The organism is Variovorax sp. E3 (genome assembly GCF_016082275.1).
In the GTDB taxonomy this organism is placed as follows: Bacteria; Pseudomonadota; Gammaproteobacteria; order Burkholderiales; family Burkholderiaceae_C; genus Variovorax.
On the sequence record NZ_MOWM01000057.1, the window covers coordinates 1 to 26,380 of the forward strand.

Consider the following 26,380-nt stretch of genomic DNA (forward strand, 5'->3'; position numbering starts at 1 on the left):
ACGCGGCTGTTGCGGGGCGCCGTCGGCGCGCAGTTCGCTGTTGCGGCCTTCACGACCTTCGCGGCCCTCGCGTCCTTCACGGCGTTCGCCGCCACGACCGCCACGGCGTTCGCCGTCGCGACCGCCCGAACGGCCACCGCCTTCGCCGCGGCCTTCACCGCCACGGCCTTCACCGCGACCTTCGCCACTGCGGCCGCCACGGCGCTGTTCGCCGTCGCGCGAGCCGCCGCGTGCTTCACCGTCGCGGCCGGGACGGCCATCGCGACGGGGCTTCGGTGCTTCGACCGGGATCACGGCCGGGGCAGGTGCCGGCGCGGGAGCGGGCGTGCCGCCGAAGAAGTTCTTGATCCAGGCCATGAAGCCCGTTTGGGCCGGAACCGGCGCGCTCACCACGGGCGGAGCGACCGGCGCGGGCGTTGCGGCGACAGGCGCGCGCACGGCTTCGGGCTTGGGCGGCACCACGGGCGCGGGTGCATCGGGCAGCACACCCTTGATGACCGGCGTCTGCTTGTTGGTGGGCTCTTGCGAACGGCGCGTGACCGAGGTCGGGTCTTCGATCTCGTCGGCCATCTTGTAGCTGGCTTCGATGTGGTCCAGACGCGGGTCGTCGTGCTTCAGGCGCTCGAGCTTGTAGTTCGGCGTTTCGAGCGTCTTGTTGGGCACCATCAGCACGGTGACGCGCTGCTTGAGCTCGATCTTGGCGATTTCGGGGCGCTTTTCGTTCAGCAGGAACGAAGCGACTTCCACGGGCACCTGCACATGCACGGCGGCCGTGTTGTCCTTCATGGACTCTTCCTGAATGATGCGCAGGATCTGCAGCGCGCTCGATTCGGTGTCGCGGATGTGGCCCGAGCCGCCGCAGCGGGGGCAGGGGATCGAGGAGCCTTCGGAGAGCGCGGGCTTCAGGCGCTGGCGGCTCATTTCCATCAGGCCGAACTTGCTGATCGAGCCGAACTGCACGCGGGCGCGGTCCTGGCGCAGCGCGTCGCGCAGGCGGCTTTCGACTTCACGGCGGTTCTTCGACTCGTCCATGTCGATGAAGTCGATGACGATCAGGCCGCCCAGGTCGCGCAGGCGCATCTGGCGGGCCACTTCGTCGGCGGCTTCGAGGTTGGTGCGGGTGGCGGTTTCCTCGATGTCGCCGCCCTTGATGGCGCGGGCCGAGTTCACGTCGACCGAGACCAGTGCTTCGGTGTGGTCGATCACGATGGCGCCGCCCGAGGGCAGTTGCACGGTGCGGGCGTAGGCCGATTCGATCTGGTGCTCGATCTGGAAGCGGCTGAACAGCGCCGCGTCGTCGCGGTAGCGCTTCACGCGGGCGGCATGCTCGGGCATGACGTGCGCCATGAACTGCTGCGCCTGGTCGTAGATGTCGTCGGTGTCGATCAGGATGTCGCCGATGTCGTGATTGAAATAGTCACGAATGGCGCGGATCACGAGCGACGATTCCTGGTAGATCAGGAAGGCGCCCTTGCCGCCCTTGGCCGCGCCGTCGATGGCGCTCCAGAGCTTGAGCAGGTAGTTCAGGTCCCACTGGAGTTCGGGCGCCGAGCGGCCGATGCCCGCGGTGCGCGCGATGATGCTCATGCCCTTGGGGTACTCGAGCTGGTCCATCGCCTCCTTGAGTTCGGCGCGGTCGTCGCCCTCGATGCGGCGCGAAACGCCACCGCCACGGGGGTTGTTGGGCATCAGCACGACATAGCGGCCGGCCAGCGAGATGAAGGTGGTGAGGGCGGCGCCCTTGTTGCCGCGTTCTTCCTTTTCGACCTGGACGGTGAGTTCCTGGCCTTCGCGGATCGCGTCCTGGATGCGGGCCTGGCTGGCCGACACGCCTTCGGCGAAATACTGCTTGGAGATTTCCTTGAACGGCAGGAAGCCGTGGCGGTCTTCGCCGTAGTCGACGAAACAGGCTTCGAGCGACGGCTCGACGCGCGTCACGACGGCCTTGTAGATGTTGCCCTTGCGCTGTTCGCGCCCTTCGATTTCGATTTCGTAGTCGAGCAGTTTCTGCCCGTCGACGATGGCCAGGCGGCGTTCTTCGGCCTGCGTGGCATTGATCAGCATCCGCTTCATGATGCGTTGTCCTTATATGTATCGTTCTGCGGCTCCTAGGAGCCAACGATGCACGGACGACGCCCGCGAAACCAGGGAATTGCCGCTTGGGCCCCGGATGCTGTCACTGCCGCGCCAGGCGCGAGCAGGCCTCTCGAGCGTCAGCTCAAGAAGACAGCCGGGGTGGGGGCGCGTGGATGGGCGCGAGCCAGATTCGGTGTTGAGTGGCTATCTTTTTGATAGCCGGTTGCGCAAGGGTGGCGCGCGCTGCGGGCGATCCAATGCCTGAGGCCACTGGCAGCAGCCAGCGCAGGCACATTTGAATCAGCAGCATCAACACAACAAGGGACTCGCTTCGATCCGCCGGCAGCTTGATAGCTGCAGGCTGGGTATTCCGTATCGGTGTTTCGTGGGTGTCGGCTTGACTCGGGCGCTTGCTCTGCCACTTTGCGCAATTGCGCGGGGTTTGCAGCTGAGCGCCAAAGCGGCATCGACCTCACAGCGCCGTCCTGGGTATTTGATGGCAGTGGACTAAACTTCTGTCTAATCAAGCACTTACATGACCGCGCTGGTGAAAAACATTATAGGTGCGAAGCAGAGCCCCGCGGCTGCTCCAAATCCCGCAGACCAAAAAGCCTCAGGTGAAACCGGGGTGCCGCATGCGGCCATCCAATTCATCACGGTCGACGCCGAATCGGCCGGGCAGCGGCTCGACAATTTCCTGTTCCGCCATCTGAAAGGCGTGCCCAAGACGCACGTCTACCGGATCATCCGCTCGGGCGAGGTGCGCATCAATAAAGGGCGCGTGCAGGCCGAGACCCGCATCGAGGCGGGCGACGTGCTGCGGCTGCCGCCGATCCGGATTTCCGCGCGCGCGCAAGAGGGGGCCACGCCGCCCGCGCCGGCGCGCGAGTTTCCGGTGCTGCTGGAAGATGACGCGGTGCTGGCCATCGACAAGCCGGCCGGCGTGGCCGTGCACGGCGGCAGCGGCGTGAGCTTCGGCGTGATCGAGCAGCTGCGCACGGCGCGCCCGGGCGCAAGTTCCTGGAACTGGTGCACCGGCTGGACCGCGAGACCTCCGGCATCCTGCTGGTGGCCAAGAAGCGCAGCGCGCTGGTGGCGCTGCAAGACCAGTTCCGCGAACGCGAGACCGGCAAGACCTATCTGGCGCTGGTCGACGGCGCCTGGCCCGCCAACAAGAAGGTGCTCGACGCGCCCTTGGCCAAATACCTCTTGCCCGACGGTTCGGGCGCCAGTGCCGGCGAGCGCCGCGTGCGCGTGGTCGCCAAGGACCACCCGGACGCCATGCGCGCCGTGACGCTGGTGCGCGTGCTGGCGCGGCTCACGCTGGCGGGCGACGCCACACCGCTGTCATTGCTGGCCGTGACCATCAAGACCGGACGCACCCACCAGATCCGCGTGCACCTGGCGTCGGCCGGCCATCCGATTGCCGGCGACGACAAGTACGGCGTTTCCGAACGCCAGCGCGCGCTGCAGAAACTCGGCCTCAAGCGCATGTTCCTGCACGCCTGGCGGCTGCAATTCAACCATCCGGCCAGCGGTGAACGCGTGGCGTTGCAGGCCGGCCTGCCGCCCGAGCTGCACATGCTGATGCCGCCCGCCGCCCGCGAGGCGATGGCCCAACACCCCACTCCCACGGCCCATGACTGACGTTTCCAGACCCCTTCGCTTCGACCTGATCGCCTTCGACTGGGACGGCACCCTCTACGACTCCACGCGCCTGATCGTGCGCTGCATCCAGGCGGCGGTGATCGACGTCGGCGGCGCCAAGCCCAGTGAAAACGACGCCGCCTGGGTCATCGGCCTGGGACTGGCCGAGGCGCTGGCCCGCGCCGCGCCCGACGTGCCGAAGGAAAAATACCCCGAGCTGGCGCGCGCTACCGCTACCACTACCTGCAGCACCAGGACGACCTCGTGCTGTTCGACGGCGCGCTGCAGATGATCGACGCGCTGCGCGCGCGCGGCCACAAGCTGGCCGTGGCCACCGGCAAGTCGCGCCGCGGCCTGAACGAGGCGCTGAAGTCGGTGGCCCTGCGCGACCGCTTCGACGCTTCGCGCACCGCCGACGAGACTTTCGGCAAGCCGCACCCGCGCATGCTGCTGGAGCTGATGGAAGAGCTTGACGTGACGCCCGAGCGCACGCTGATGATCGGCGACACCACGCACGACCTGCAGCTGGCGCAGAACGCCGGCTGTGCCAGCGTGGGCGTGAGCTACGGCGCGCACGAGCCCGCCAGCTTCGACGAATTCAAGCCGCTGCACGTCGCGCACTCGGTGGCCGACCTGCAAGCGTGGCTCCTGGACAACGCCTGAGAATCTCGTCATGAGCGAAGAACGCATCCCGCTGTGCAATGCATCCGACCTGGTCGAAGGCGGCCTGGCCGTGCCTTTCGACGTGGTCCATGGCGGGGAAACGTGCCGCGCCTTCGCGGTGCGCTTCGAGGGGCTGCCCCATGCGTTTCTCAACCGGTGCAGCCATGTGGCGATGGAAATGGACTTCCAGCCCGACCGCTTCTTCGACGACACCGGCCAGTGGCTGCTGTGCGCCACGCATGGCGCGGTCTACAAGCCCGACACCGGCGAATGCGCCGGCGGCCCGTGCCGCGGCGGCCTTGTGAAGATCGCACTCAGCGAGCATGACGGCGTGGTGCACTGGCATACTGACTGGAACCTTCACCCCCTGACTTTCTGACATGACCGACCCGAACCGAACTGAACCCGCAGGGTTCGAGCCATTTGAGGCGGCCACCCCCAGCAACATGGCCAAAGACCCCACGCAACGTCCCGGATGGGAGCGCGCGACGCTCGAAAAACTCGCCTTCGCGTCGCTCAATGAACAGAAGGCCACGCGCCGCTGGAAGACCTTCGTGCGGCTGTCCTGGCTGGCCTTCTTCATCTTCCTGGCCTGGCTGGCGCTGTCGCGCAGCGCGCCCAGCACGGCCAAGACCACGGCCCACACGGCCGTCGTCGAGATCAAGGGCGAAATCGCCGCCGGGGGCGATGCGAGCGCGGAGTTCGTGGTCGCCGCCATGAAGACCGCCTTCGAGGACGAAGGCGCCAAGGGCGTGATCCTGCTGATCAACTCGCCCGGCGGCAGCCCGGTGCAGGCCGGCATCATCAACGACGAGATCAAGCGCCTGAAGGCCAAGTACAAGAAGCCGATCTACGCCGTGGTCGAGGAGACCTGCGCGTCGGCCGCCTATTACATTGCCGCCGCCACCGACAAGATCTACGTCGACAAGGCCAGCATCGTGGGCAGTATCGGCGTGCTGATGGACGGCTTCGGCTTCACCGGCGTGATGGAAAAGGTCGGCGTGGAGCGCCGCCTGCTGACGGCCGGCGAGAACAAGGGCTTCCTCGACCCGTTCAGCCCCATGAGCGACGCGCAGCGCGCCCATGCGCAGACCATGCTCAACCAGATCCACACGCAGTTCATCAACGTGGTCAAGACCGGCCGCGGCGATCGCCTGAAGCTGGACACCCCGGGCCTGTTCAGCGGCCTGTTCTGGAGCGGCGAGCAAGCCGTCGACTACGGCCTGGCCGACCAGCTGGGCAACGTCGACTACGTGGCGCGCGAAGTCATCAAGGCCGACGAGGTGATCGACTACACGCGGCGCGACAACGTGGCCGAGAAGCTGGCCAAGAAGTTCGGCGCCGCAATGGCCGAAACCACGGTGCGCCTGATGCACACCGCGCCGGCCTTGCGCTGAGTTCCTATTTGCTTTCGCCGCTGGCGGTGTAGCGCGCGGACGCTGCCAGGGCCACGGCGAAGGCCACGACCACATAGAGCGCGGCGGTCAGCGAGGTCGCCCGCGCCAGCAGCCCGATCACCGCCGGGCCTGCCATGAACCCCAGATAGGCCACGGCCGAGACCGACGCAATGCCGCGCGCGGGCTCGACGCCCGGCACCCTGGCCGAGGCCGAGAACAAGATCGGCACGACGTTCGCGAAGCCGATGCCCACGCCCGCGAAGCCCACCAGCGCCAACCACGGCAGATCGGTGACCAGCACCAGCGTCATGGCGGCCGCCGCGAGCAGGCCGCTGCCGAGCAGCAGGGTGGCCGGCGCGAAGCGGGCGCGCATGGCATCGCCACCGAAGCGTGCCGCCGCCATCGCCGCGGAGAAGCTCGCATAGGCCAGCGCGGCCTGCTGTTGCGGGCTGCCGATTTCCTGCTGCATATAGAGCACGCTCCAGTCGTAGATCGCGCCTTCGGCGATCAGGCCCAGCGCGGCCAGCACGCCCAGCACCGCGAGCGTGCCGCGCGGCAGCAGAAAGCCGTGGTCGGCTTCCGTCGCGCCACTGGTCGCGGGGCGCGGCAGCATGCGCGTCGAGGCCAGGGCAACGGACAGCACCATCGCCGCGGCGACCAGCAGCAGGTGCGCCTGCGCGCCGAGTCCGGCGGCCAGCGCGGCGCTGCCGCTCGCGGCGCCTGCCATGCCGCCGAGGCTGAACATGCCGTGCATGCCGCTCATCAGCGGCTTGTCGCCGTGCAGCTCGAGTTGCGCCGCCTCGGTGTTGATCGAGACGTCGAACACGCTGGTCACGAGGCCGAAGGCGGCCAGCAGGACCAGCAGGGCCGCGTAGCCCGGCATGGCGATCAGGCCCGCCAGCAGCAGCGCGTAGACGCAGCCGCAGATGCCGGCCACGCGGCGCGGGCCATGGCGCCCGATCCAGCGGCCCGCGCTGGTCAGGCCGATCATCGCGCGCGCCGGCGGCGAGCATGGCCAGCCCGAGCTGGGCCTCGTCGATGCCGTAGTGCGCTTTGACCGTGGGCACATGCACGCCCCAGGTCGCGAAGATGAAGCCGGCGGAAAAGAACTGCGCGCGCGATGCCCAGCGCGTGGCTGCGGTAACGGCCAGCATGTCAGCGGCCGATCGCGAACACGGCGGGCAGGCGTTCGTCTGTCGTGGCTTGCGCCTTGGCGCGCCAGGATTTCACCGTTTCGCTGCGCACATGGGCGGTGGCCAGCGTGAGGCCGCGCGCCACGGCCAGGCGGGTGTTGTGCTGCAGGGTCTGGATCAGCGCCTGCAGCAGCGCCGCGTTGCGATAGGGCGTTTCGATGAAGAGCTGCGTCTGGCCTGTCTTGAGCGCCAGCGCCTCGAGTTCGCGGATGCGGGTCTGGCGCTCGACGGCGTCCTGCGGCAGGTAGCCGACGAAAGCGAAGTTCTGGCCGTTGAGCCCGCTCGCGGCCAGCGCCAGCAGCAGCGAGACCGGACCGGTCAGCGGAACCACGGCAATGCCCAGGTCGTGCGCGGCGCGCGCCACCGAGGAGCCGGGGTCGGCCACGGCCGGCATGCCGGCCTCGCTCAGCAGGCCGATGTCGTGGCCTTCGAGCGCGGCGGCCAGCAGCGGGCGGGCGTCGAACTGCCCGGCGTGATCGCCTTTCTTGTGCACTTCGCGCGGCAGTTCCTGGATGGCCTGCGCCTGCAGCGGCGCGGCCAGCGGCGCCACGGCGTCGATGCGCTTCAAGTAAGCACGCGCGGACTTGGCGTTTTCGCAGATCCAGTGCGTGATGCCGGCGGCCGCCTGCAGCGTGCCCAGCGGCAGGGCGTCCTGCAGCGGAGCCTGGACGTCGCAGCCGAAATCGAGCGGCGCGGGGACGAGGTAGAGCTTGCCTTTTTCAGTCACAGCAGTTCGACCCCCGCGGCGCGCAGCATCTGGCAGGTGCGGATCAGCGGCAGGCCGACCAGCGCGGTCGGGTCGTCGCTGTCGATGGCGCTCAGCAGCGCGATGCCGAGGCCTTCGCTCTTGGCGCTGCCGGCGCAGTCGTAGGGCTGCTCCGCCAATAGATATTGTTCGATGGCGGCGTCGCTGAGGTCGCGGAACACCACGCGCACGGGCGCGATGTCGCGCTGCACGAAGCCGCTGGCGTGGCAGACGACGGCCACGGCGGTCTGGAAGATCAGTGTCTGGCCGCGCATGCGGCGCAGTTGGGCGGTGGCGCGGTCATGGTCGCCGGGCTTGCCCAGCGCTTCACCGGCGAGGTCGGCCACCTGGTCGGAGCCGATGACCACCGCTTCGGGAAAGCGGGCGGCCACGGCGTTGGCCTTTTCCAGCGCCAGGCGAATGGCCAGGGCCTGCGGTGTTTCGCCGGGCAGGGGTGTTTCGTCGACTTCGGGCGACTGCACGTCGAAGGGCAGTCGCAGGCGGGTGAGCAGTTCGCGGCGATAGCGCGAGGTGGAGGCGAGGATCACGGGGCGTTGCATGGGACGATTGTGCGTGAGTCGTCCGGAATCCTCAGGCACGCACCATGACGGTGAGGCGCTCGGCGCGCTAGACTGGCGTGAATGAAGAGAGAATTTGCCCCCGAACGGCTGAACGTGCCCGGCTTTACCGCCGCCGGCGCGACCCTCGATGCCGCTGACCCGGTTCCCGATTACGCGCGCCTGAGCGCCGAACTGGCGGCGCCCGCGCCCGACGCGGTGGTCAACTGGGAAGCCAGCGGCGAAGAGCGCCCCGGCGCCGACGGCAAGGCCGTGCCCTGGCTGCACCTGGAGGCCGAAGCCGTCGTGCCGCTGGTCTGCCAGCGCTGCCTGACGCCAGTCGACACCGTGCTGTCGGTGGACCGCTGGTTCCGCTTCGTGGCCGACGAAGCCACCGCCGAGGCGCAAGACGAGGAGTCGGACGAAGACCTGCTCGTCGTCAGCCGCGACTTCGACCTCCACGCCCTGATCGAAGACGAGCTGCTGATGGAAATCCCCGTCATGCCCGTGCACGACGTGTGCCCCGTGCCCGTGCAGCTGTCGTCCAGCGACGAAGACTTCCAGGCCGCCGAAGAATCCAAGCCCAACCCGTTTGCCGTGCTCGGAGCGTTGCGTTCGCGCAAGCCCGAAGACGGGTCGGAAGAGGGTAAGTAGCCCTTTTCCTCAGGCTGGGCTATAATCATGGGCTTCGCGCGCGCCGCCGTGAGCAGCAATGCAGATCAAGGGATGCCAGCCATCCTTCTTCATTGCCACCGCTTGAGCCCGCATCCCATCACTCACCTAACAGTCCAGGAGCCATCATGGCCGTCCAGCAAAACAAGAAGTCGCCTTCCAAGCGCGGCATGCACCGTTCCCACAATGCGCTGGTCGTGCCCGGCATCGCCGTGGAACCGACCACCGGCGAAACGCACCTGCGTCACCACATCAGCCCCAACGGTTTCTACCGTGGCCGTCAGGTGCTCAAGAACAAGTCCGAAGCCTGATCTCGCATCCCAAGGCCAAGGCCCGAAGCTACTTCTGCTGTAGCGTCGGGCCTTTGTTTTGATGGCTACGCCTTCTTCTCCCGAATCCACTGCTGCGCCCGCCGCAATCACGCTCGCCGTGGATTGCATGGGGGGTGACCATGGGCCGCGCGTCACGCTCGCGGCCTGCCGCGCGTTTCTCGAGCGGCACAGCGAGGCCTCGTTGTTGCTGGTCGGCGCGCCTGCCGCACTGGCGGGGTTTGCCGCGCATCCACGTGCCCGCATCGTCGCTGCCAGCGAAGTCGTGGGCATGGACGATCCGATTGAAATCGCCCTGCGCAAGAAGAAAGACTCTTCCATGCGCGTCGCGATCCAGCAGGTCAAGGACGGTGCTGCTCAGGCGGCCGTTTCGGCCGGCAATACCGGCGCTGATGGCCATTGCCCGCTACCTGCTCAAGACGCTCGACGGGATCGACCGTCCGGCCATTGCGCCCCAGCTTCCGAATGTGAAGGGTGGGGCGACGACCGTGCTCGACCTGGGCGCGAACGTTGATTGCGATGCTGAAGATTTGTTGCAATTTGCCGTGCTGGGCTCTGCCCTGGTGTCGGCACTGACGGGCAACGAGGCGCCTTCGGTCGGACTGCTCAATATTGGCGAAGAAGCCATCAAGGGCAGCGAAACGATCAAAAAGGCCAGCCAACTGCTGCGTACGGCTGCCAACTCGAAAGATCTGAACTTCTACGGCAACGTCGAAGGCAACGATATTTTCAAGGGCACGACCGACATCGTTGTTTGTGACGGCTTTGTCGGAAATGTGGCGTTGAAGGCCAGCGAAGGCGTGGCTTCGATGATCGGCGAGTTCATTCGCGTCGAATTCTCGCGAAGCATCTTCACCAAGGTGGCTGCAATTGTTGCCTACCCGGTTCTAAAAGCGTTCAAAAGTCGCCTGGATCACCGTCGGTACAACGGTGCGGCCCTGCTGGGCCTGCGCGGGCTGGTTTTCAAGAGCCATGGCTCGGCCGACGAAGTGGCTTTCGGCCATGCGCTGGATCGCGCTTATGATGCCGCTCGCAACAACCTGCTCGATCGCGTGCGGGCCCGCATCGCCCACGCCGCGCCTTTGCTCGCGCGGCAGGAACCGGCGGCGCCGGTCGACGCGACGGCCCTTCACGTTTGATGACGACCCCTTACTCACGCATTACCGGCACCGGCAGCTATCTGCCCCCACGCCGCGTGACCAACGACGATCTCGCCAAGGAACTGGCGACACGCGGCATCGAAACCTCCGACCAGTGGATCGTCGAGCGCACCGGCATCCACGCGCGGCATTTCGCCGCGCCGGAAGTCACCAGCAGCGATCTTGGTTACGAAGCGGCGAGGCATGCCCTCGAATCCGCCGGCCGCAAGGCCAGCGACGTCGACCTGATCATCGTCGCGACCTCGACGCCCGACATGGTGTTTCCGTCGTCGGCCGCCATCCTCCAGCACAAGCTCGGCATTGCCGGCTGCCCGGCGTTCGACGTCCAGGCGGTCTGCAGCGGCTTTGTCTATGCACTGACCGTGGCCGACGCGATGATCCGCACCGGCAGCGCGCGCTGTGCGCTGGTGGTCGGCGCCGAAGTGTTCTCGCGCATCCTCGACTTCAACGATCGCACGACCTGCGTGCTGTTCGGTGACGGCGCGGGCGCGGTGGTGCTCGAGGCCAGTCAAGAGCCCGGCATCCTGGCCAGCGACCTGCATGCCGACGGCAAGCATGTCGGCATTCTTTGCGTGCCGGGCCATGTGTCGGGCGGCAACGTGCTGGGCACGCCGCTGCTGCACATGGACGGGCAGGCCGTCTTCAAGCTCGCGGTTCGCGTGCTCGAAGAGGCGGCGCGCGCCACGCTGGCCAAGGCCGGCAAGACCGAAGCCGACATCGACTGGCTCATTCCGCACCAGGCCAACATCCGCATCATGGAAGGCACGGCGAAGAAGCTGAAGCTTCCGCGCGAAAAGCTCATCGTCACGGTGAACGAGCACGGCAACACGTCCGCCGCGTCGATTCCCCTGGCGCTCGACGAGGCCGTGCGCTCCGGCAAGGTGAAGAAAGGCGAAACGCTCATGCTCGAAGGCGTGGGCGGCGGCTTCACCTGGGGCGCGGTGCTATTGAATCTGTAGTGTGTGTTGCGCTGCCCTGAAGAGGGCGGCCGCAATGCGAGACAACGCATAAACAATGAAATCCTTTGCTTTTGTTTTCCCTGGTCAGGGCTCGCAGGCTGTCGGCATGCTCGACGGCTGGGGCGATCACCCGGCCGTGGTCGAAACCCTGCGCGAAGCATCCGAAGCGCTGGGCGAAGACGTCGGCGCGCTGATCAAGAACGGCCCCAAGGAAGCGCTGGCGCTCACCACCAACACCCAGCCCGTGATGCTGGTGGCCGGTGTGGCCGCCTGGCGCGCCTGGTTGTCCGAAGGCGGTGCAACGCCTTCCGTGGTGGCCGGGCATTCGCTGGGTGAGTACTCGGCACTGGTCGCTTCCGGCGTGCTGACGCTGGCGCAGGCCGCGCCGCTGGTGCGCTTTCGCGCGCAAGCGATGCAGCAGGCCGTGCCCGTGGGCGTGGGCGCGATGGCTGCCGTGCTCGGCATGGAGTCGGGCAAGGTCGTTGCGGGTTGTGCGGAAGCCACCGCCAGTTTCGGCGCGGGCAGCGCCGAAATCGTCGAGGCCGTGAATTTCAACGACCCGATGCAGACCGTGATCGCCGGCAGCAAGGCCGCCGTCGACAAGGCCTGCGAGCTGCTGAAAGCCAACGGCGCAAAGCGCGCGCTGCTGCTGCCGGTGTCGGCGCCGTTCCATTCGAGCCTGATGAAGCCCGCCGCCGAGGCGCTGCGCGAAAAGCTGGCATCCCTCACGCTGGCGGCGCCGCAGATTCCGGTGCTCAACAACATCGACGTGGCCGTCGAGACCGATGCCGACCGCATCCGCGACGCCTGGTGCGCCAGGCGGCCGGTCCGGTTCGCTGGGTCGAGAGCGTCCAGGCCTTGAAACTGCGCGGTGTAGCCGCCATCATCGAGTGCGGCCCCGGCAAGGTGCTGGCCGGCATGGTGAAGCGCATCGCCCCCGATCTGGAAGCCGCGTCGGTGTACGACCCGGCCACGCTCGCGGACACCCGACAATCGCTCGCCGGCTGAACGGCAGGCAAGGCCCGATACTTTTTCTTATGAGCATTCCCAAATTCGAAGGGCAAGTCGCCCTGGTCACCGGCGCGACGCGCGGCATCGGCGCGGCCATCGCGCTGGAGCTGGCACAGCGCGGCCTGAAGGTCGTGGGCACCGGCACCACCGACGACGGCGCGGCCAAGATCACCTCGGCCCTGAGCGCCTACGACGGCCGCGGCCGTGCGCTCGACGTGAACGACGGCGCCGCCGTCGAGGCCCTGATCGACGAAATCGTGAAGGCCTACGGCGCGATCCACGTGCTGGTCAACAACGCCGGCATCACGCGCGACACGCTCGCCATGCGCATGAAGGACAGCGACTGGGACGCGGTGCTCGACACCAACCTCAAGGCCGTCTTCTCGCTCTCGCGCGCCGTGATCCGCCCGATGATGAAGCAGCGTTACGGCCGCATCATCAGCATCACCAGCGTGGTGGGCGCGTCCGGCAATGCAGGCCAGGCCAACTACGCGGCCGCCAAGGCGGGTGTCGCGGGCATGACCCGCGCGCTGGCCCGTGAACTCGGCAGCCGCAACATCACGGTCAACTGCGTCGCGCCCGGTTTCATCGAAACCGACATGACGGCCAGCCTCCCCGAGGCCCAGCAACAGGCGCTGCTCCAGCAGATCCCGCTGGGCCACCTGGGCAAGCCGGCCGACATCGCGCACGCGGTGGCCTATCTCGCATCGCCCCAGGCGTCCTACGTCACGGGGCAGGAGCTGCACGTCAACGGCGGCATGCACATGTAGCCGCAAGGCGCAATCTTTCCCGCACCGGGTGCACGGCAAATGCCACAATGCGCCCGGCTAAAATCCACCGATTACCTACAACCCTCAGAGGGAACCAAATGAGCGATATCGAAGCACGTGTCAAGAAAATCATCGCCGAGCAACTCGGCGTGGAAGAGTCCCAAGTGACGAATGAAAAGGCTTTCGTGGCCGACCTCGGCGCTGACTCGCTCGACACGGTCGAACTCGTGATGGCACTCGAAGACGAATTCGGCATCGAAATTCCCGACGAAGATGCCGAGAAGATCACCACGGTGCAAAACGCCGTCGACTACGCCACCAAGAATCAAAAGGCCTGATAGGCCAGCTGACCAGATTGCAACTGCGGCCGGCGGCTTTTATTTGAACCGCACGCGCCGACAGGCAACTGTTCAGCGCTTCCAGAAAGGTTTGCCGGCATGACCAAACGCCGCGTCGTCGTGACCGGACTCGGTTGCATCGCTCCTGTCGGAAACACCGCAACTGAATCCTGGGCCAACCTGTTGGCCGGGAAGTCGGGTATTGCGAACATCACCGCGTTCGATGCAAGCGCCTTCGCCTGCAAGTTCGCCGGTGAGGTCAAGGGTTTCGACATCACCCAATACATCTCGGAGAAGGAAGCGCGTCACATGGACCGCTTCATTCATCTGGGTCTGGCCGCCGCCATCCAGGCGGTGCAGGACAGCGGACTGCCGACCGGCGAAGCGCTGACCTATGAAAAGGCCGTGCGCATCGGCTGCAACATCGGCTCGGGCATCGGCGGTCTGCCGATGATCGAACAGACGCACGGCGAATACGCGAGCCGCGGCCCGCGCCGCATTTCGCCGTTCTTCGTGCCGGCGTCGATCATCAACATGATCTCGGGCCACGTCTCGATCAAGTACGGCTTCAAGGGCCCGAACATCGCGGTCGTCACGGCTTGCACCACCGGCCTTCATGCCATCGGCACGTCGGCACGCATGATCGAGTACGGCGACGCCGACGTGATGATCGCGGGCGGCGCCGAGTCGACCATTTCCCCGCTCGGCATCGGCGGCTTCACCGCGCCTCGCGCGCTGAGCACCCGCAACGACGACCCCGCCACGGCTTCGCGTCCCTGGGACAAGGACCGCGACGGCTTCGTGCTGGGCGAGGGCGCCGGCGTGCTGGTGCTCGAAGAGTACGAACACGCCAAGGCGCGCGGCGCCAAGATCTACGCGGAAGTCGCGGGCTTCGGCCTGACGGGCGACGCGTACCACATGACCGCGCCCGACGTCGACGGCCCCCGCCGCTCGATGGCCATGGCACTGGCCAATGCCGGCGTCAATGCCGACCAGGTCCAGTACCTCAACGCGCACGGCACCTCGACGCAGATCGGCGACCTCAACGAGACCAATGCGGTCAAGTTGGCGTTCGGCGACCACGCGAAGAAGCTCGTCGTCAATTCGACCAAGTCCATGACCGGCCACTTGCTGGGCGGCGCGGGCGGCATCGAATCGGTGTTCACGGTCATGGCGCTGCACGAGCAGAAGAGCCCCCCGACCATCAACATCTTCAACCAGGATCCGGAGTGCGATCTCGACTACTGCGCCAACGAGGCGCGCGATCTGAAGATCGACGTCGCGGTCAAGAACAACTTCGGCTTCGGGGGCACCAACGGCACGCTGGTGTTCAAGCGCGCTTGAGCATTGCTCTTTCATGCACAGCGCGCCATCGGTGAACTATCCGGTGGGGCGCTCGCGCGGCGCCACCCGGATTCTTCTTTTTCTGTGGGCCTTGGGCGCTTGCTGTGCGGGCGCGTCCTGCTATCTCTTCGATAGCGCCGGATGGCGCCAGCTGTTGCTGGTCCTCAGTGTCGTGTTCGCGGGTGTCGCGGCGGGCTTCGGCCTGCGGCGCGACGGCGCGGGCGTTCTGCATTTCGATGGCCTTCACTGGACGCTGACCGGCGCCGATCCGACGCGCGCCGTGCACGGCGCGCGGGCGCTGGTGGCGCTCGATTTCCAGTCGCTGATGCTGCTGCGCCTCACCGAGCCGGGCCGCGCGCGGCGCTGGATCTGGATCGAGCAGCGGGCCATGCCGCAGCGCTGGCGCGATGTGCGCCGTGCGGTATATTCGCGCCCCCCGTCCGCGGCACCCGCGGGCGACACATGGCGCCCGACGGCCCCGGCCGACGCGCCCTGAGCCTTCGTCGATGACCACTTCTCCGCCGCCTGTGCCGCCGGAATCCGGCCTGACCGACGCGTCCGCGGAAGCGCCGCGTCCGGGCGAGGTCGACTTCCAGCTGGTGCAGCGCACGGTCGCGGGCGACCAGAAGGCGTTCGAGCTGCTGGTCATCAAGTACCAGCGCCGCATCGAGCGCCTGATCGGGCGCATGGTGCGCGACGTCGACCTGATCGAGGACATCGCGCAGGAAACCTTCATTCGCGCCTACCGCGCGCTGCATCAGTTCCGCGGCGAGGCGCAGTTCTACACCTGGCTCTACCGGATCGCCGTCAACACCGCCAAGAAGGCGCTGGTGGACATGAAGCGCGATCCGACCGTTTCCGAAGCGGCCCTCAGGCCTTCTTCTGAGGACGACGATGAAACTTACCGTCCCGGAAACGAACCAACCACCGACGAAACCCCCGAATCGGTCCTGGCGGCCAACGAAATCGCCAGTGCCGTCGAAGCGGCCATGGACGCGCTCCCCGCCGAGTTGCGCCAGGCGGTCACGCTGCGCGAGATCGAGGGCATGAGTTACGAAGAGATCGCCGAGGTCATGAATTGCCCTATCGGCACGGTGCGTTCGCGTATTTTTCGGGCGCGTGAGGCCATTTCGGCCAGGGTCAAGCCGATGCTGGACAACCAGTCCGGCAAACGTTGGTAAGTAAGCAGGTGAATGAAATGAATCAGACGATGACGGTTCGGGAACAGGTGTCCGCACTTGCGGATGGTCATTTGCAGGGCGACGCGTTCGCACAAGCCATCGATGCGATCGGCACCGACGGCGAATCGCGCGCGGCCTGGCATGCCTACCACGTGGTGGGCGATGTGCTGCGTTCGGGTTCGCATGCGCCGTGCAGCGACACCTCGGCTTTCCTCGCGCGCTTCCAGCAGCGGCTGGCCGCGGAGCCCGTGGTGGTCGCGCCCGTGGCGGCGCCGGTCGCCGCGCCCGTCGCGCTGCCCGTGCAGCGCCGGGCCGAGGCCGCCAACGAGCCGGTGTTCCGCTGGAAGCTGGTGGCCGGCGCGGCCTCGCTGATGGCGGTGGCCGCCATCGGCTGGACGCTGGTCGGCAACGGCGCCGCGATTCAACAGCCCGGCGCGCAGATCGCGTCGGTCCAGCAACAACAGCAACCGGCGGTCAACTCGGTGCTGGCGGCAGCGGCGCTAGGCGGCCCTCAAGCCGCCAACGCCACGCTGACGCCGACTCGCGTGATCGTCGGCAACGGCGCCCCGCAGGTCATGCTGCGCGACCCGCGGCTGGACCAATTGCTCGAAGCGCACCAGCAAGCCGGCGGTGCTTCGCAAATGCCTTCGGGCTTCCTGCGCAACGCCACCTTCGAGGGACCCACGCGCTGATCGCGCGCCCTTAGCCGCCCGCCTCTAATGACCGTTCAGATGCCGATCTCCGCACGCGCCTGCGCGCTTGTGTTTGCCGCTTTTTGCCTTGCGCAGGTCGCCACCGCGCAGACCCGTTCAGGCGCAGCGAATGCGAAGAGCGCGGCCACGGCCCAGACGGACGAGCCGCCGGCAATGAGCGTCACCGAGTGGTTGCAGCGCATGCACGCCGGCGCCCGGCAGCGCAACTACGTGGGCACCTTCGTGGTGTCGGCGCCGGGCGGCGATCTGTCGAGCGCGCGCATCTGGCACGTGCGCGACGGCGACCATCAGATCGAGCGCATCGAGGCCCTGTCGGGGCCGCCGCGCTCGACCTTCCGGCGCAACCGCAATGTCATGACCTTCCTGCCCGAGGCGAAGGTCGTCAAGGTCGAGAAGCGCGAAAACCTCGATCTTTTTCCCAATCTTCCGGACAAGCCCGATTCGTCGATCGGCGAGTTCTACGACGTGCGCGCGATCGGCAAGGACCGCGTGGCCGGCTTCGACGCCGACGTGGTGCAACTGGTGCCGCATGACGGCCTGCGCTACGGCTACCGCATCTGGAGCGAGCGCCGCTCGGGCCTGGTGGTGAAGCTGCAGACCATCGACAGCGACGCGCGCGTGGTGGAGCAGTCGGCGTTCTCCGAATTGCAGCTCGACGCGCCGGTGAAGCCGCAAGCCCTGGCGCAGATGATGGCCAACACCTCGGGCTACCGCATCGAGAAGCTCGAGCTCGAACGCTCCAGCGCGCAGGACGAGGGCTGGACGCTCAGCACGCCTGTCGCCGGATTCAAGCCCCGAAGCTTCTTCCGCCGCCCCATGGCCGGCGACAGCAACAGCAACAGCGGCGGCAGCGGTGCCAAGCAGAAGCCGCAGGACGCGACCACGGTCCAGTGGACCTTCTCCGACGGCCTGGCCTCGGTGTCGCTCTTCATCGAGCGCTATGACGCGGCACGCGCGCCGCGCGACGGCGTGCTGACCATCGGCGCCACCAATGCGATCCGCCGGCGCCTGCCCGAGCCTGCCAGCGACTGGTGGCTGACGGCCGTCGGCGAAGTGCCGCAGCAGACGCTCAATGCCTTCGCCCAGAGTCTTGCGCGCACCCGCTGATCGATTTGCCACGAACAAGCGCCAGTTCAGCCCCGGTTGCCAGTTGCGCTGAACCAAGCCCGTGGCGCAGACTCATAGCACCTGTTTTAGCCGCTCTGTTCTTTTGAAAGAAAACCGATGATCTTCAAAGTCGAGGGACACAAGCTTCGTTCCGGTCTGCTGGCTGTCGCGCTTGCAGTGACGGCGGGCGCCGCTTTCCTGCCGGTGGAGTCCGTCCACGCGCAGACGCGCACGCTCCCCGATTTCACCGACCTGGTCGATCAGGTCGGCCCCTCCGTCGTCAACATCCGCACCGTCGAGAAAGTCACGCCGCGCGGCGGCAACGGCGAGATGGACGAAGAGATGCAGGAGTTCTTCCGCCGCTTCTTCGGCCAGCCGGCACCGGGCGCACCGCGCTCGACCCCGCGTCCGAACCGGCCGCAGCAACCGCAGGAAGAAGAGCGTCCGCGCGGTGTCGGCTCGGGCTTCATCCTCACGGCCGACGGCTACGTCATGACCAACGCGCACGTGGTCGAGGACGCCTCCGAGGTGCTGGTCACGCTGCCCGACAAGCGCGAGTTCAAGGCCAAGATCGTCGGCGCCGACAAGCGCACCGACGTGGCGGTCGTGAAGATCGAGGCCACGGGCCTGCCCGCCGTGAAGGTCGGCGACATCTCCAAGCTGCGCGTGGGCGAATGGGTGATGGCCATCGGTTCGCCGTTCGGCCTGGAGAACACCGTCACCGCCGGCATCGTGAGCGCCAAGCAGCGCGACACCGGCGAATACCTGCCGTTCATCCAGACCGACGTGGCCATCAACCCCGGCAACTCGGGCGGCCCGCTGATCAACATGCGCGGCGAGGTGGTCGGCATCAACAGCCAGATCTATTCGCGCTCGGGCGGCTTCATGGGCATCTCGTTCTCGATCCCGATCGACGAGGCCATTCGCGTGAGCGACCAGCTGCGCACCTCGGGCCGTGTCTCGCGCGGCCGCATCGGCGTGCAGATCGACCAGGTCACGAAGGACGTGGCCGAGGCCATCGGCCTGGGCAAGGCGCAGGGCGCGCTGGTGCGCGGCGTCGAAGCCGGATCGCCGGGCGAGAAGGCCGGCGTGGAGCCGGGCGACGTCATCACCAAGTTCGACGGCAAGCCCATCGAGAAGCCGAGCGACCTGCCGCGCCTCGTGGGCAACACCAAGCCCGGCACCAAGAGCACGCTCACCGTGTTCCGCCGCGGTGCTTCGCGCGACCTCAACGTGACCATCGCCGAGATCGAGCCCGACAAGCCCGCCAAGCGTGCAGCCGACCGCGACGAACCGGCGCCCAAACCGTCGGTTTCCGCTGCCGCCAAGTCACTCGGCCTGGCCGTGAGCGACCTCACCGACGCGCAGAAGAAAGAGCTCAAGCTCAAGGGCGGCGTGAAGGTCGACACCGCCAGCGATGCCGCGGCACGCGCGGGCCTGCGCGAGGGCGACATCATCCTGGCGGTGGGCAATTCGGACGTGGCGAACACCCGCGAATTCGAGTCCGCCATTGGGAAAGCCGACAAGAGCAAGGCGCTCAGCGTGCTGTTCCGGCGTGGCGATTGGGCGCAGTACGCCCTGATCCGTCCCGCACGCTGATCTGACGCTGGCGTCAAGTGGCCCCACCCGGCAGTCGGGTTTGGGGCCGTTTTTTGAGGTGTTTACGACGTTCTGGGGCCGGGCCTGAAAAAAATCTCCGGGCCCTGAAGCGCTTAAATTTGTTTGCGTTCACTAACTTATAAAAAGGCCTAAGGACGGATTTCGGTAGAATAGGGCACTCGCGATCGCTGGTCAGCGCATAAGGAGTGCCCTGACCTTCACGATGCGAGATGTCAGACAGCAGTCCACCGGTGCTCCACAGATCGCCCACAAGTTGTTCAGTAAGTGCTCCACCGATCCTGTGGATAACCTGTTTGTATCTTTGATGTTGTGGACCTGCAACGACCCCTTTGGACCCTGTTCCCGGATGTACGTGCTTCCCTTTTTGCCTACAATGAAGTCCCAACTACTGCAGTTGCCATTGCTTGTTGGTTCAGGGCGCGTCTCCAGAAGACGCGCCCTTTTTTCTTGGCCGTGCCAGTCTGCGCACAAGCCAATTCAAGTACTTAAGCGTTCCCGTTGATGAATCACATCAGAAATTTTTTCGATCATTGCGCACATCGACCATGGCAAGTCGACGCTCGCAGACCGTTTGATCCAGCGCTGCGGCGGCCTCGCGGAACGCGAGATGGAGGCGCAGGTGCTCGACTCGATGGACATCGAGAAAGAGCGTGGGATAACCATCAAGGCACAGACCGCCGCGCTGCACTACAAGGCACGCGACGGGAAGGTCTACAACCTTAATCTGATCGACACGCCGGGCCACGTCGACTTCTCGTATGAAGTGAGTCGCTCGCTGTCCGCATGCGAAGGTGCGTTGCTCGTCGTCGATGCATCGCAAGGTGTCGAAGCGCAGACGGTGGCCAACTGCTACACCGCGCTCGACCTCGGCGTCGAAGTGATCCCCGTGCTCAACAAGATCGATCTGCCCAACGCGGATCTCGACAACGCGCGCACCGAGATCGAAGACGTGATCGGCATCGACGCGACCGACGCGATTCCATGTTCCGCGAAGACCGGCGTGGGCATCGACGACATCCTCGAAGCGATCGTCGCGAAGATGCCGGCACCGCGCGGCAACGCCGACGGCCCGCTGCGCGCGATGATCGTCGACAGCTGGTTCGACCCGTACGTCGGCGTCGTCATGCTGGTGCGCGTGGTCGACGGCCGCCTCGTGAAGGGCGAGCGCATCAAGATGATGGCGTCGGGCGCGATGTACAACGCCGACAGCGTCGGCGTGTTCACGCCGGCCAACGAGCCGCGCGCTTCGCTCGAAGCGGGCGAGGTGGGCTACATCATCGCGGGCATCAAGGAACTGCAGGCCGCCAAGGTCGGCGACACGGTCACGCTCATCAAGCCGGGCACCGGTGGCGCCGCAGCTACCGCGACCGAAGCGCTGCCGGGCTTCAAGGAAATCCAGCCGCAGGTGTTCGCGGGCCTCTACCCGACCGAAGCCAGCGAGTACGACTCGCTGCGCGACGCGCTCGAGAAGCTCAAGCTCAACGATTCGTCGCTGCGCTACGAACCCGAAGTGAGCCAGGCGCTGGGCTTCGGTTTCCGCTGCGGCTTCCTCGGCCTGCTGCACATGGAGATCGTGCAGGAGCGCCTGGAGCGCGAGTTCGACCAGGACCTGATCACGACCGCGCCGAGCGTGGTCTACCAGGTGGTCAAGAGCGACGGCGAAGTGATCATGGTCGAGAACCCGTCCAAGATGCCCGACGTCGGGCGCATGGCCGAGATCCGCGAGCCGATCGTCACCGTGCACCTGTACATGCCGCAGGAATACGTCGGCGTCGTCATGACGCTGGCCAACCAGAAGCGCGGCGTGCAGATGAACATGGCCTACCACGGCCGCCAGGTCATGCTGACGTACGAAATGCCGCTCGGCGAAATCGTGCTCGACTTCTTCGACAAGCTGAAGTCGGTGAGCCGCGGCTACGCCTCGATGGACTATGAGTTCAAGGAGTACCGCGCGTCCGACGTGGTGAAGGTCGACATCCTGCTGAACGGCGAGAAGGTCGATGCGCTGTCGATCATCGTGCACCGCAGCCAGTCGCAGTACCGCGGCCGGGCCGTGGTCTCGAAGATGCGCGAGATCATTTCGCGCCAGATGTTCGACGTGGCGATCCAGGCGGCCATCGGGGTCACCATCATTGCGCGTGAGACAATCAAGGCACTGCGCAAGAACGTGCTGGCCAAGTGCTACGGCGGCGACATCTCCCGCAAGAAGAAGCTGCTCGAGAAGCAGAAAGCGGGCAAGAAAAGAATGAAGCAGATCGCTCCGTCGAAGTCCCGCAAGAGGCCTTCCTCGCCATCCTGCAAGTCGAAGACTGATCAAAAAATGGCATTCCTCACCTCCTTGGTCCTCGCGGTCTTTGCCGCCTATGTCGGTGCCTGGTATTTCGGTGCGATCGAAGGCAACTTCGCCTTGCTGCTGTTCCTGGCGACGGTCGTTACCGGCCTCTACTGGCTGGCCGAGCGCTTCTATTTCCTGCCCAAGCGCGAGCAGGCCGCCGCCAAGCTGGAGGCCTCGCTGGCCGAACGCAACGAGCGGCTGGCCGGGCAGGGCATCAAGCAGGTCGACTCCGCCGACGCCAAGGCCAGTGAGCGCCTGCTGATGCAGCCCTGGTGGCTCGACTGGACCGCCGGCCTGTTCCCGGTGATCCTGGTGGTGTTCCTGCTGCGCTCGTTCCTGTACGAGCCTTTCAAGATTCCCTCGGGCTCGATGATGCCCACGCTGCTGACCGGCGACCTGATCCTGGTCAACAAGTTCACCTACGGCCTGCGCCTGCCGGTCATCAACACCAAGATCACCGACGGCACGCCACTGGCGCGCGGCGACGTGGTGGTGTTCCGCTACCCGCCCAAGCCGAGCATGGACTACATCAAGCGCGTGGTCGGCATTCCGGGCGACGAGGTGTCGTACCTGAACAAGAAGCTCATGATCAACGGCCAGCCGGTGTCCAAGGAAGCGGACGCCGACTACCTGGACGGCGAGTCGATGCGACTGCTCAAGCAGTTCACCGAAGACCTCGGCGGCAAGAAGCACAAGATCCTCAACGACGACGCCGCACCGAACTTCGTGCCCGGCGCCAGCGACTTCCCGGGCCGCGAAAACTGCCGCTACTCGGTCGAAGGCGTGGTCTGCAAAGTGCCCGCCGGCCAGTATTTCATGATGGGCGACAACCGCGATAATTCGGCGGACTCGCGTTTCTGGGGCTTCGTTCCCGACCAGAACATCGTTGGCAGGGCGTTCTTCGTCTGGATGAACTTTGGCGATCTGGGTCGCATCGGTCCGTTTCAATAAACAATCGTCGGCATCGTTCGAGGGGTAAGAGGGCATGAGAACACATCGGTCTGTCCGTAGCAGGGCGTCGCAACAGCGCGGCATTTCGTTCATCGGCTTGGTGTTCGTCGCGGTCGTGCTCGCCTGCGTGGGCGTGGTCGTCGCGCAGGTCATTCCGACGCTGATCGAATGGCAGGCGATCGACAAGGCCGCCAACAAGGCCAAGGAAGGCGCCACCGTGCCCGAAGTGCGCGCCATCTTCGATCGTGCCCAGGCCATCGACGACTTCAAGTCGGTCAGCGGCAAGGACCTGGACATCAAGAAGGTCGGCGACAAGGTGGTCGTCTCGTACGCCTACGAGCGCGAGATCCCGCTGTTCGGCCCGGCCTACCTGACGCTCAAGTACAAGGGCGAGACCCGCTGAACGCGGCGCACAAAAAGGTGGACGGCAGCCTCGTCGCGCTGCAGGCGCGTCTCCAGCACACCTTCTCCGATCCGCGGCTGCTCCAGCTCGCGCTCACGCACCGCAGCTTTTCGGCCGACCACAACGAGCGCCTCGAGTTTCTCGGCGACTCGGTGCTGAACCTCGCGGTGTCGCACCTGCTCTATATTCGTCTCTCGGCGCTGCCCGAGGGCGACCTGTCGCGCGTGCGTGCCAACCTCGTCAAGCAGGACACCCTGCACCGCCTGGCGGTGGGGCTGGCGCTGTCGCCGCTGCTCAAGCTGGGCGAGGGCGAAGCCCGCTCGGGCGGACCCAACCGTCCGTCGATCCTGGCCGATGCGCTTGAAGCGCTGATCGGCGCGGTCTATCTCGACGCCGGTTTTGCGGCCGCCCAGTCGCTGGTGCACCGGCTCTACGACGCGGTCGAAATCAACCCGCGCATGGAAGCCGCCGCGAAAGATCCGAAGACCGAATTGCAGGAATGGCTGCAGGGTCACAAAATGAAGCTGCCGGTGTACCGCGTGGCCGCCACACTGGGCGCGGCGCACAAGCAGACTTTCGATGTCGAGTGCGAGGTGCCCGAGTTGGGCCTTCGCGAACGCGGCATCGGCGGCTCGCGCCGCGCCGGCGAGCAGGCTGCCGCGGCCGCCATGTTGATCCGGCTCAAGGCACGCGGCGCCGCGTGAAATCACAATGAACGAAGCTATCAATTCCGTAGCGGAACCCGAAGACGACGCAGGCGCCCCGGCGCCCGGCGGCCCCCAGCACTGCGGCCTCATCGCCATCGTCGGCAAGCCCAACGTGGGCAAGTCGACCCTGCTCAATGCGCTGGTCGGCCAGAAGATCAGCATCACCTCGCGCAAGGCGCAGACCACGCGCCACCGCATCACCGGCATGCGCACGCTGGGCGCCACGCAGTTCGTGTTCGTCGACACGCCGGGTTTCCAGACCCTGCATGCCAACGCGCTGAACAAGTCGCTCAACAAGACCGTGCAGGGCGCGGTCGGCGACGTGGACCTGATTCTGTTCGTGGTCGAGGCCGGCAGCTTCACCCCGGCCGACGAGCGCGTGCTCAAGCTGCTGGGCAAGGGCATTCCGACCGTGCTGCTGGCCAACAAGCTCGACAACGTGCACCGCCGCGGCGACATCGCGCCCTGGCTGCAGACCATGCAGGCCAAGCACAGCTTCGCCGAGTTCGTGCCGATGTCGGCCAAGAACGCCAAGGACGTCGAGCGCCTGTTCGGCATCTGCGAGAAGTACCTGCCCGAGCAGCCCTGGTTCTACGACGAGGACGAGCTCACCGACCGCAGCGAGAAATTCCTCGCGGGCGAGCTGGTGCGCGAAAAGCTGTTCCGCCTGACCGGCGACGAGCTGCCCTACACCTCGACCGTCATCATCGACAAGTTCGAGGAAGAGCCGCCCCAGAAAAAGGGCCAGAAGCGCCTGCTGCGCATCGCCGCCACCATCGTGGTCGAGCGCGACGGCCACAAGGCCATGGTGATCGGCGACAAGGGCGAGCGCATCAAGCGCATCGGCATGGAAACCCGTGTCGAGCTCGAGAAGCTGGCCGACGCCAAGGTGTTCCTCGAACTGTGGGTCAAGGTGCGTTCCGGCTGGGCCGACGACGAAGCCCGCGTGCGTTCGTTCGGCTACGAATGAAGTGGCCGCTGCCCACCGTGTCTCTCACGAGCCGGCTTATGTGCTCCATCGCTACGACTGGAGCGAGTCGAGCCTGATCCTCGAGGTCTTCACCCGGCACCACGGGCGCATCGCGCTGGTGGCCAAGGGGGCGAAGCGACCGAGTTCCAATTTCCGGCCGGTGCTGCTGCCGCTGCAACCCCTGCAGGTCAGCTACGGCGGCGACGCCGAGATCCGCACGCTCAAGGGCGCCGAGTGGATGGGCGGCCATGTCATGCCGACCGGCGAGTCGCTGATGTCGGGCTACTACGTCAACGAACTGCTGCTGCGCCTGCTGGCGCGCGACGACGCGCACGAAGCGCTGTTCGACGCCTACGCCGGCGTGGTGCAGGTGCTGGCCAGCGAGCATGCCGGCGCCCAGGCGGCCACCCAGGCCGCGGCGCTGCGCGCCTTCGAGCTGCTGCTGCTGCGCGGTGTCGGCCTGCTGCCGTCGCTCGACGTGCAGACCCTCACGCTGGAGCCGCTCGCGGCCAAGGTGCGCTACAGCCTCGTGCCCGAGGCCGGGCTGCGCCAGGCGACCGGCCCGGAAGCCGCGCTGACCGGCGCCGATTGGCAGGCGCTGCAGGACGTGCTCGACGACCGCGCCCCGTTCACCGCCACCTTGCGTGAAATAGCCACCATGAATGCCGGCAGCAACAGCGCCCTTCGCAACCAGTTGCGCGCCTTGCTCAACTACCATTGCGGCGTGTCCACGCTGCGCACGCGGCAAATGATGAGAGATCTGCAAGCACTATGAGCACTCCAGGCAACGCCACTTCGCTGTCCGTCAACCTCAACAAGGTCGCCCTGGTCCGCAACACGCGCCACCTGGGCATTCCCAGCGTGGTGAAGGCCGCCCAGGCCTGCCTGGCCGCCGGCGCGCAGGGCATCACCGTGCACCCCCGGCCCGACGCCCGCCACATCCGCGCGCACGACGTGAGCGACCTGTCCGCGCTGCTTGCCAAGGACTGGCCCGCCATCGAGTTCAACATCGAAGGCAACCCGTTCCAGAACCTGATGGACTTCGTGCGCGAACTGAAGCCGCACCAGGCCACCTTCGTGCCCGACAGCGAAACCCAGTCGACCAGCGACCACGGCTGGACCTTCCCCGACGACGCCGAGCGCCTGCGCCCGCTGATCGCCGAGGCCAAGGCGCTGGGCGTGCGCGTCAGCCTGTTCATGGACCCGATTCCCGAGATGATGGCCGCCGTCAAGGCCGTGGGCGCCGACCGCGTCGAGCTCTACACCGAAGGCTATGCCGCCTCGCGCGGCACGCCCGACGAACAGGCCGTGCTCCAGCGCTATGCCGACACGGCACGCGCGGCCCAGGCCGCCGGCCTGGGCATCAACGCCGGCCACGACCTGAGCCGCGACAACCTCACGGCGTTCCTGCGCGCGGTGCCCGGCGTGCAGGAAGTGTCGATCGGCCACGCCTTCGTGGCCGACGCCCTCGAACTCGGCTACGCCGCGACCACCCGCGACTACCTGCGCTGCATCAGCGAGGCCCAGTGAAC

The 26,380-nt window shown here is 66.4% G+C and carries 21 protein-coding genes and 7 pseudogenes; 24 read left to right on the forward strand and 4 right to left on the reverse strand.

Annotated features, from left to right (window positions below):
* Positions 1–2,073: Rne/Rng family ribonuclease (locus tag BMG07_RS20085; protein ID WP_198086039.1), on the reverse strand; the 2,073-nt coding region annotated here is incomplete at its 3' end.
* 550 nt (positions 2,074–2,623) lie between these two features.
* Between BMG07_RS20085 and BMG07_RS20090 the strand changes: the two are divergent.
* From BMG07_RS20090 to BMG07_RS20105, 4 genes and pseudogenes are all read left to right on the forward strand, one after another.
* Positions 2,624–3,723 (forward strand): annotated as a pseudogene (locus BMG07_RS20090) (RluA family pseudouridine synthase).
* Positions 3,716–4,386, forward strand: a pseudogene (locus tag BMG07_RS20095) (HAD family hydrolase). Before BMG07_RS20090 ends, BMG07_RS20095 begins: the two co-directional pseudogenes overlap by 8 nt.
* Before the next feature lie 10 nt (positions 4,387–4,396).
* Positions 4,397–4,765, forward strand: a complete 369-nt coding sequence (locus tag BMG07_RS20100; protein ID WP_198086040.1) for a Rieske 2Fe-2S domain-containing protein — start codon at positions 4,397–4,399, stop codon at positions 4,763–4,765.
* A gap of 1 nt (position 4,766) precedes the next feature.
* Positions 4,767–5,783: a S49 family peptidase gene (locus BMG07_RS20105; RefSeq protein ID WP_198086041.1), complete on the forward strand. Its 1,017-nt coding sequence runs from the start codon at positions 4,767–4,769 to the stop codon at positions 5,781–5,783.
* Between the two features lie 4 nt (positions 5,784–5,787).
* Here BMG07_RS20105 and BMG07_RS20110 read toward each other — a convergent pair.
* The 3 genes and pseudogenes from BMG07_RS20110 to BMG07_RS20120 all read right to left on the reverse strand — a co-directional run bounded on the left by BMG07_RS20110 (position 5,788) and on the right by BMG07_RS20120 (position 8,281).
* Positions 5,788–6,937, reverse strand: a pseudogene (locus BMG07_RS20110) (MFS transporter).
* 1 nt (position 6,938) lies between these two features.
* The gene (locus BMG07_RS20115; protein ID WP_198086042.1) at positions 6,939–7,703 is read right to left on the reverse strand and encodes an SAM-dependent methyltransferase; all 765 of its coding nucleotides are present in this window, start codon (positions 7,701–7,703) and stop codon (positions 6,939–6,941) included.
* Positions 7,700–8,281 (reverse strand): Maf family nucleotide pyrophosphatase, encoded by a 582-nt coding sequence (locus tag BMG07_RS20120; protein ID WP_198086043.1) that lies wholly within the window; start codon positions 8,279–8,281, stop codon positions 7,700–7,702. The genes BMG07_RS20115 and BMG07_RS20120 overlap by 4 nt, the downstream gene beginning before the upstream one ends.
* Before the next feature lie 81 nt (positions 8,282–8,362).
* Between BMG07_RS20120 and BMG07_RS20125 the strand changes: the two genes are divergently transcribed.
* From BMG07_RS20125 to BMG07_RS20220, 20 genes and pseudogenes are all read left to right on the forward strand, one after another.
* Entirely contained in the window at positions 8,363–8,932 is a 570-nt protein-coding gene (locus BMG07_RS20125; RefSeq protein WP_198086044.1) for a DUF177 domain-containing protein, read from the forward strand.
* Between the two features lie 146 nt (positions 8,933–9,078).
* Positions 9,079–9,261 carry a 50S ribosomal protein L32 gene (gene rpmF / locus BMG07_RS20130; RefSeq protein ID WP_007830466.1) on the forward strand — a complete coding sequence of 61 codons (183 nt, stop codon included), beginning with the start codon at positions 9,079–9,081 and terminating at the stop codon, positions 9,259–9,261.
* A gap of 61 nt (positions 9,262–9,322) precedes the next feature.
* Positions 9,323–10,418: pseudogene (gene plsX, locus BMG07_RS20135) on the forward strand (phosphate acyltransferase PlsX).
* A complete protein-coding gene (locus BMG07_RS20140; protein ID WP_198086045.1) occupies positions 10,418–11,398 on the forward strand; it encodes a beta-ketoacyl-ACP synthase III in 981 nt (326 codons plus the stop codon). Before plsX ends, BMG07_RS20140 begins: the two are co-directional and overlap by 1 nt.
* Positions 11,399–11,453: 55 nt before the next feature.
* Positions 11,454–12,406 (forward strand): annotated as a pseudogene (fabD, locus tag BMG07_RS20145) (ACP S-malonyltransferase).
* 29 nt (positions 12,407–12,435) lie between these two features.
* On the forward strand, positions 12,436–13,179 hold the full coding sequence (gene fabG / locus BMG07_RS20150) for a 3-oxoacyl-ACP reductase FabG (protein WP_130425806.1): 744 nt from the start codon (positions 12,436–12,438) through the stop codon (positions 13,177–13,179).
* A 98-nt stretch (positions 13,180–13,277) separates the two neighbouring features.
* Positions 13,278–13,517, forward strand: a complete 240-nt coding sequence (gene acpP / locus BMG07_RS20155) for an acyl carrier protein (RefSeq protein WP_007830471.1) — start codon at positions 13,278–13,280, stop codon at positions 13,515–13,517.
* A gap of 99 nt (positions 13,518–13,616) precedes the next feature.
* Positions 13,617–14,861: a beta-ketoacyl-ACP synthase II gene (fabF, locus tag BMG07_RS20160; protein ID WP_198086046.1), complete on the forward strand. Its 1,245-nt coding sequence runs from the start codon at positions 13,617–13,619 to the stop codon at positions 14,859–14,861.
* Positions 14,862–14,892: 31 nt separating this feature from the next.
* Complete coding sequence (locus tag BMG07_RS20165; RefSeq protein WP_307867025.1) at positions 14,893–15,357, forward strand: hypothetical protein; 465 nt, start codon at positions 14,893–14,895, stop codon at positions 15,355–15,357.
* 10 nt (positions 15,358–15,367) lie between these two features.
* Complete coding sequence (gene rpoE, locus BMG07_RS20170) at positions 15,368–16,042, forward strand: RNA polymerase sigma factor RpoE (protein WP_269759200.1); 675 nt, start codon at positions 15,368–15,370, stop codon at positions 16,040–16,042.
* 17 nt (positions 16,043–16,059) lie between these two features.
* Positions 16,060–16,734: a sigma-E factor negative regulatory protein gene (locus BMG07_RS20175; protein ID WP_198086048.1), complete on the forward strand. Its 675-nt coding sequence runs from the start codon at positions 16,060–16,062 to the stop codon at positions 16,732–16,734.
* 27 nt (positions 16,735–16,761) lie between these two features.
* Positions 16,762–17,862 (forward strand): MucB/RseB C-terminal domain-containing protein, encoded by a 1,101-nt coding sequence (locus tag BMG07_RS20180; protein ID WP_198086049.1) that lies wholly within the window; start codon positions 16,762–16,764, stop codon positions 17,860–17,862.
* A 117-nt stretch (positions 17,863–17,979) separates the two neighbouring features.
* Complete coding sequence (locus tag BMG07_RS20185; protein ID WP_198086050.1) at positions 17,980–19,461, forward strand: DegQ family serine endoprotease; 1,482 nt, start codon at positions 17,980–17,982, stop codon at positions 19,459–19,461.
* Between the two features lie 522 nt (positions 19,462–19,983).
* A pseudogene (gene lepA / locus BMG07_RS20190) lies at positions 19,984–21,795 on the forward strand (translation elongation factor 4).
* A 310-nt stretch (positions 21,796–22,105) separates the two neighbouring features.
* Positions 22,106–22,768 (forward strand): annotated as a pseudogene (lepB, locus tag BMG07_RS20195) (signal peptidase I); the annotation flags it as partial.
* Between the two features lie 34 nt (positions 22,769–22,802).
* Positions 22,803–23,171: a DUF4845 domain-containing protein gene (locus BMG07_RS20200; RefSeq protein ID WP_198086052.1), complete on the forward strand. Its 369-nt coding sequence runs from the start codon at positions 22,803–22,805 to the stop codon at positions 23,169–23,171.
* 17 nt (positions 23,172–23,188) lie between these two features.
* Entirely contained in the window at positions 23,189–23,875 is a 687-nt protein-coding gene (gene rnc, locus BMG07_RS20205) for a ribonuclease III (protein ID WP_198086053.1), read from the forward strand.
* A gap of 7 nt (positions 23,876–23,882) precedes the next feature.
* Positions 23,883–24,848: a GTPase Era gene (gene era / locus BMG07_RS20210; RefSeq protein ID WP_198086054.1), complete on the forward strand. Its 966-nt coding sequence runs from the start codon at positions 23,883–23,885 to the stop codon at positions 24,846–24,848.
* 1 nt (position 24,849) lies between these two features.
* Entirely contained in the window at positions 24,850–25,623 is a 774-nt protein-coding gene (recO, locus tag BMG07_RS20215) for a DNA repair protein RecO (protein ID WP_198086055.1), read from the forward strand.
* Entirely contained in the window at positions 25,620–26,378 is a 759-nt protein-coding gene (locus BMG07_RS20220) for a pyridoxine 5'-phosphate synthase (protein WP_198086056.1), read from the forward strand. Before recO ends, BMG07_RS20220 begins: the two co-directional genes overlap by 4 nt.
* The last annotated feature ends 2 nt before the right edge of the window (positions 26,379–26,380 follow it).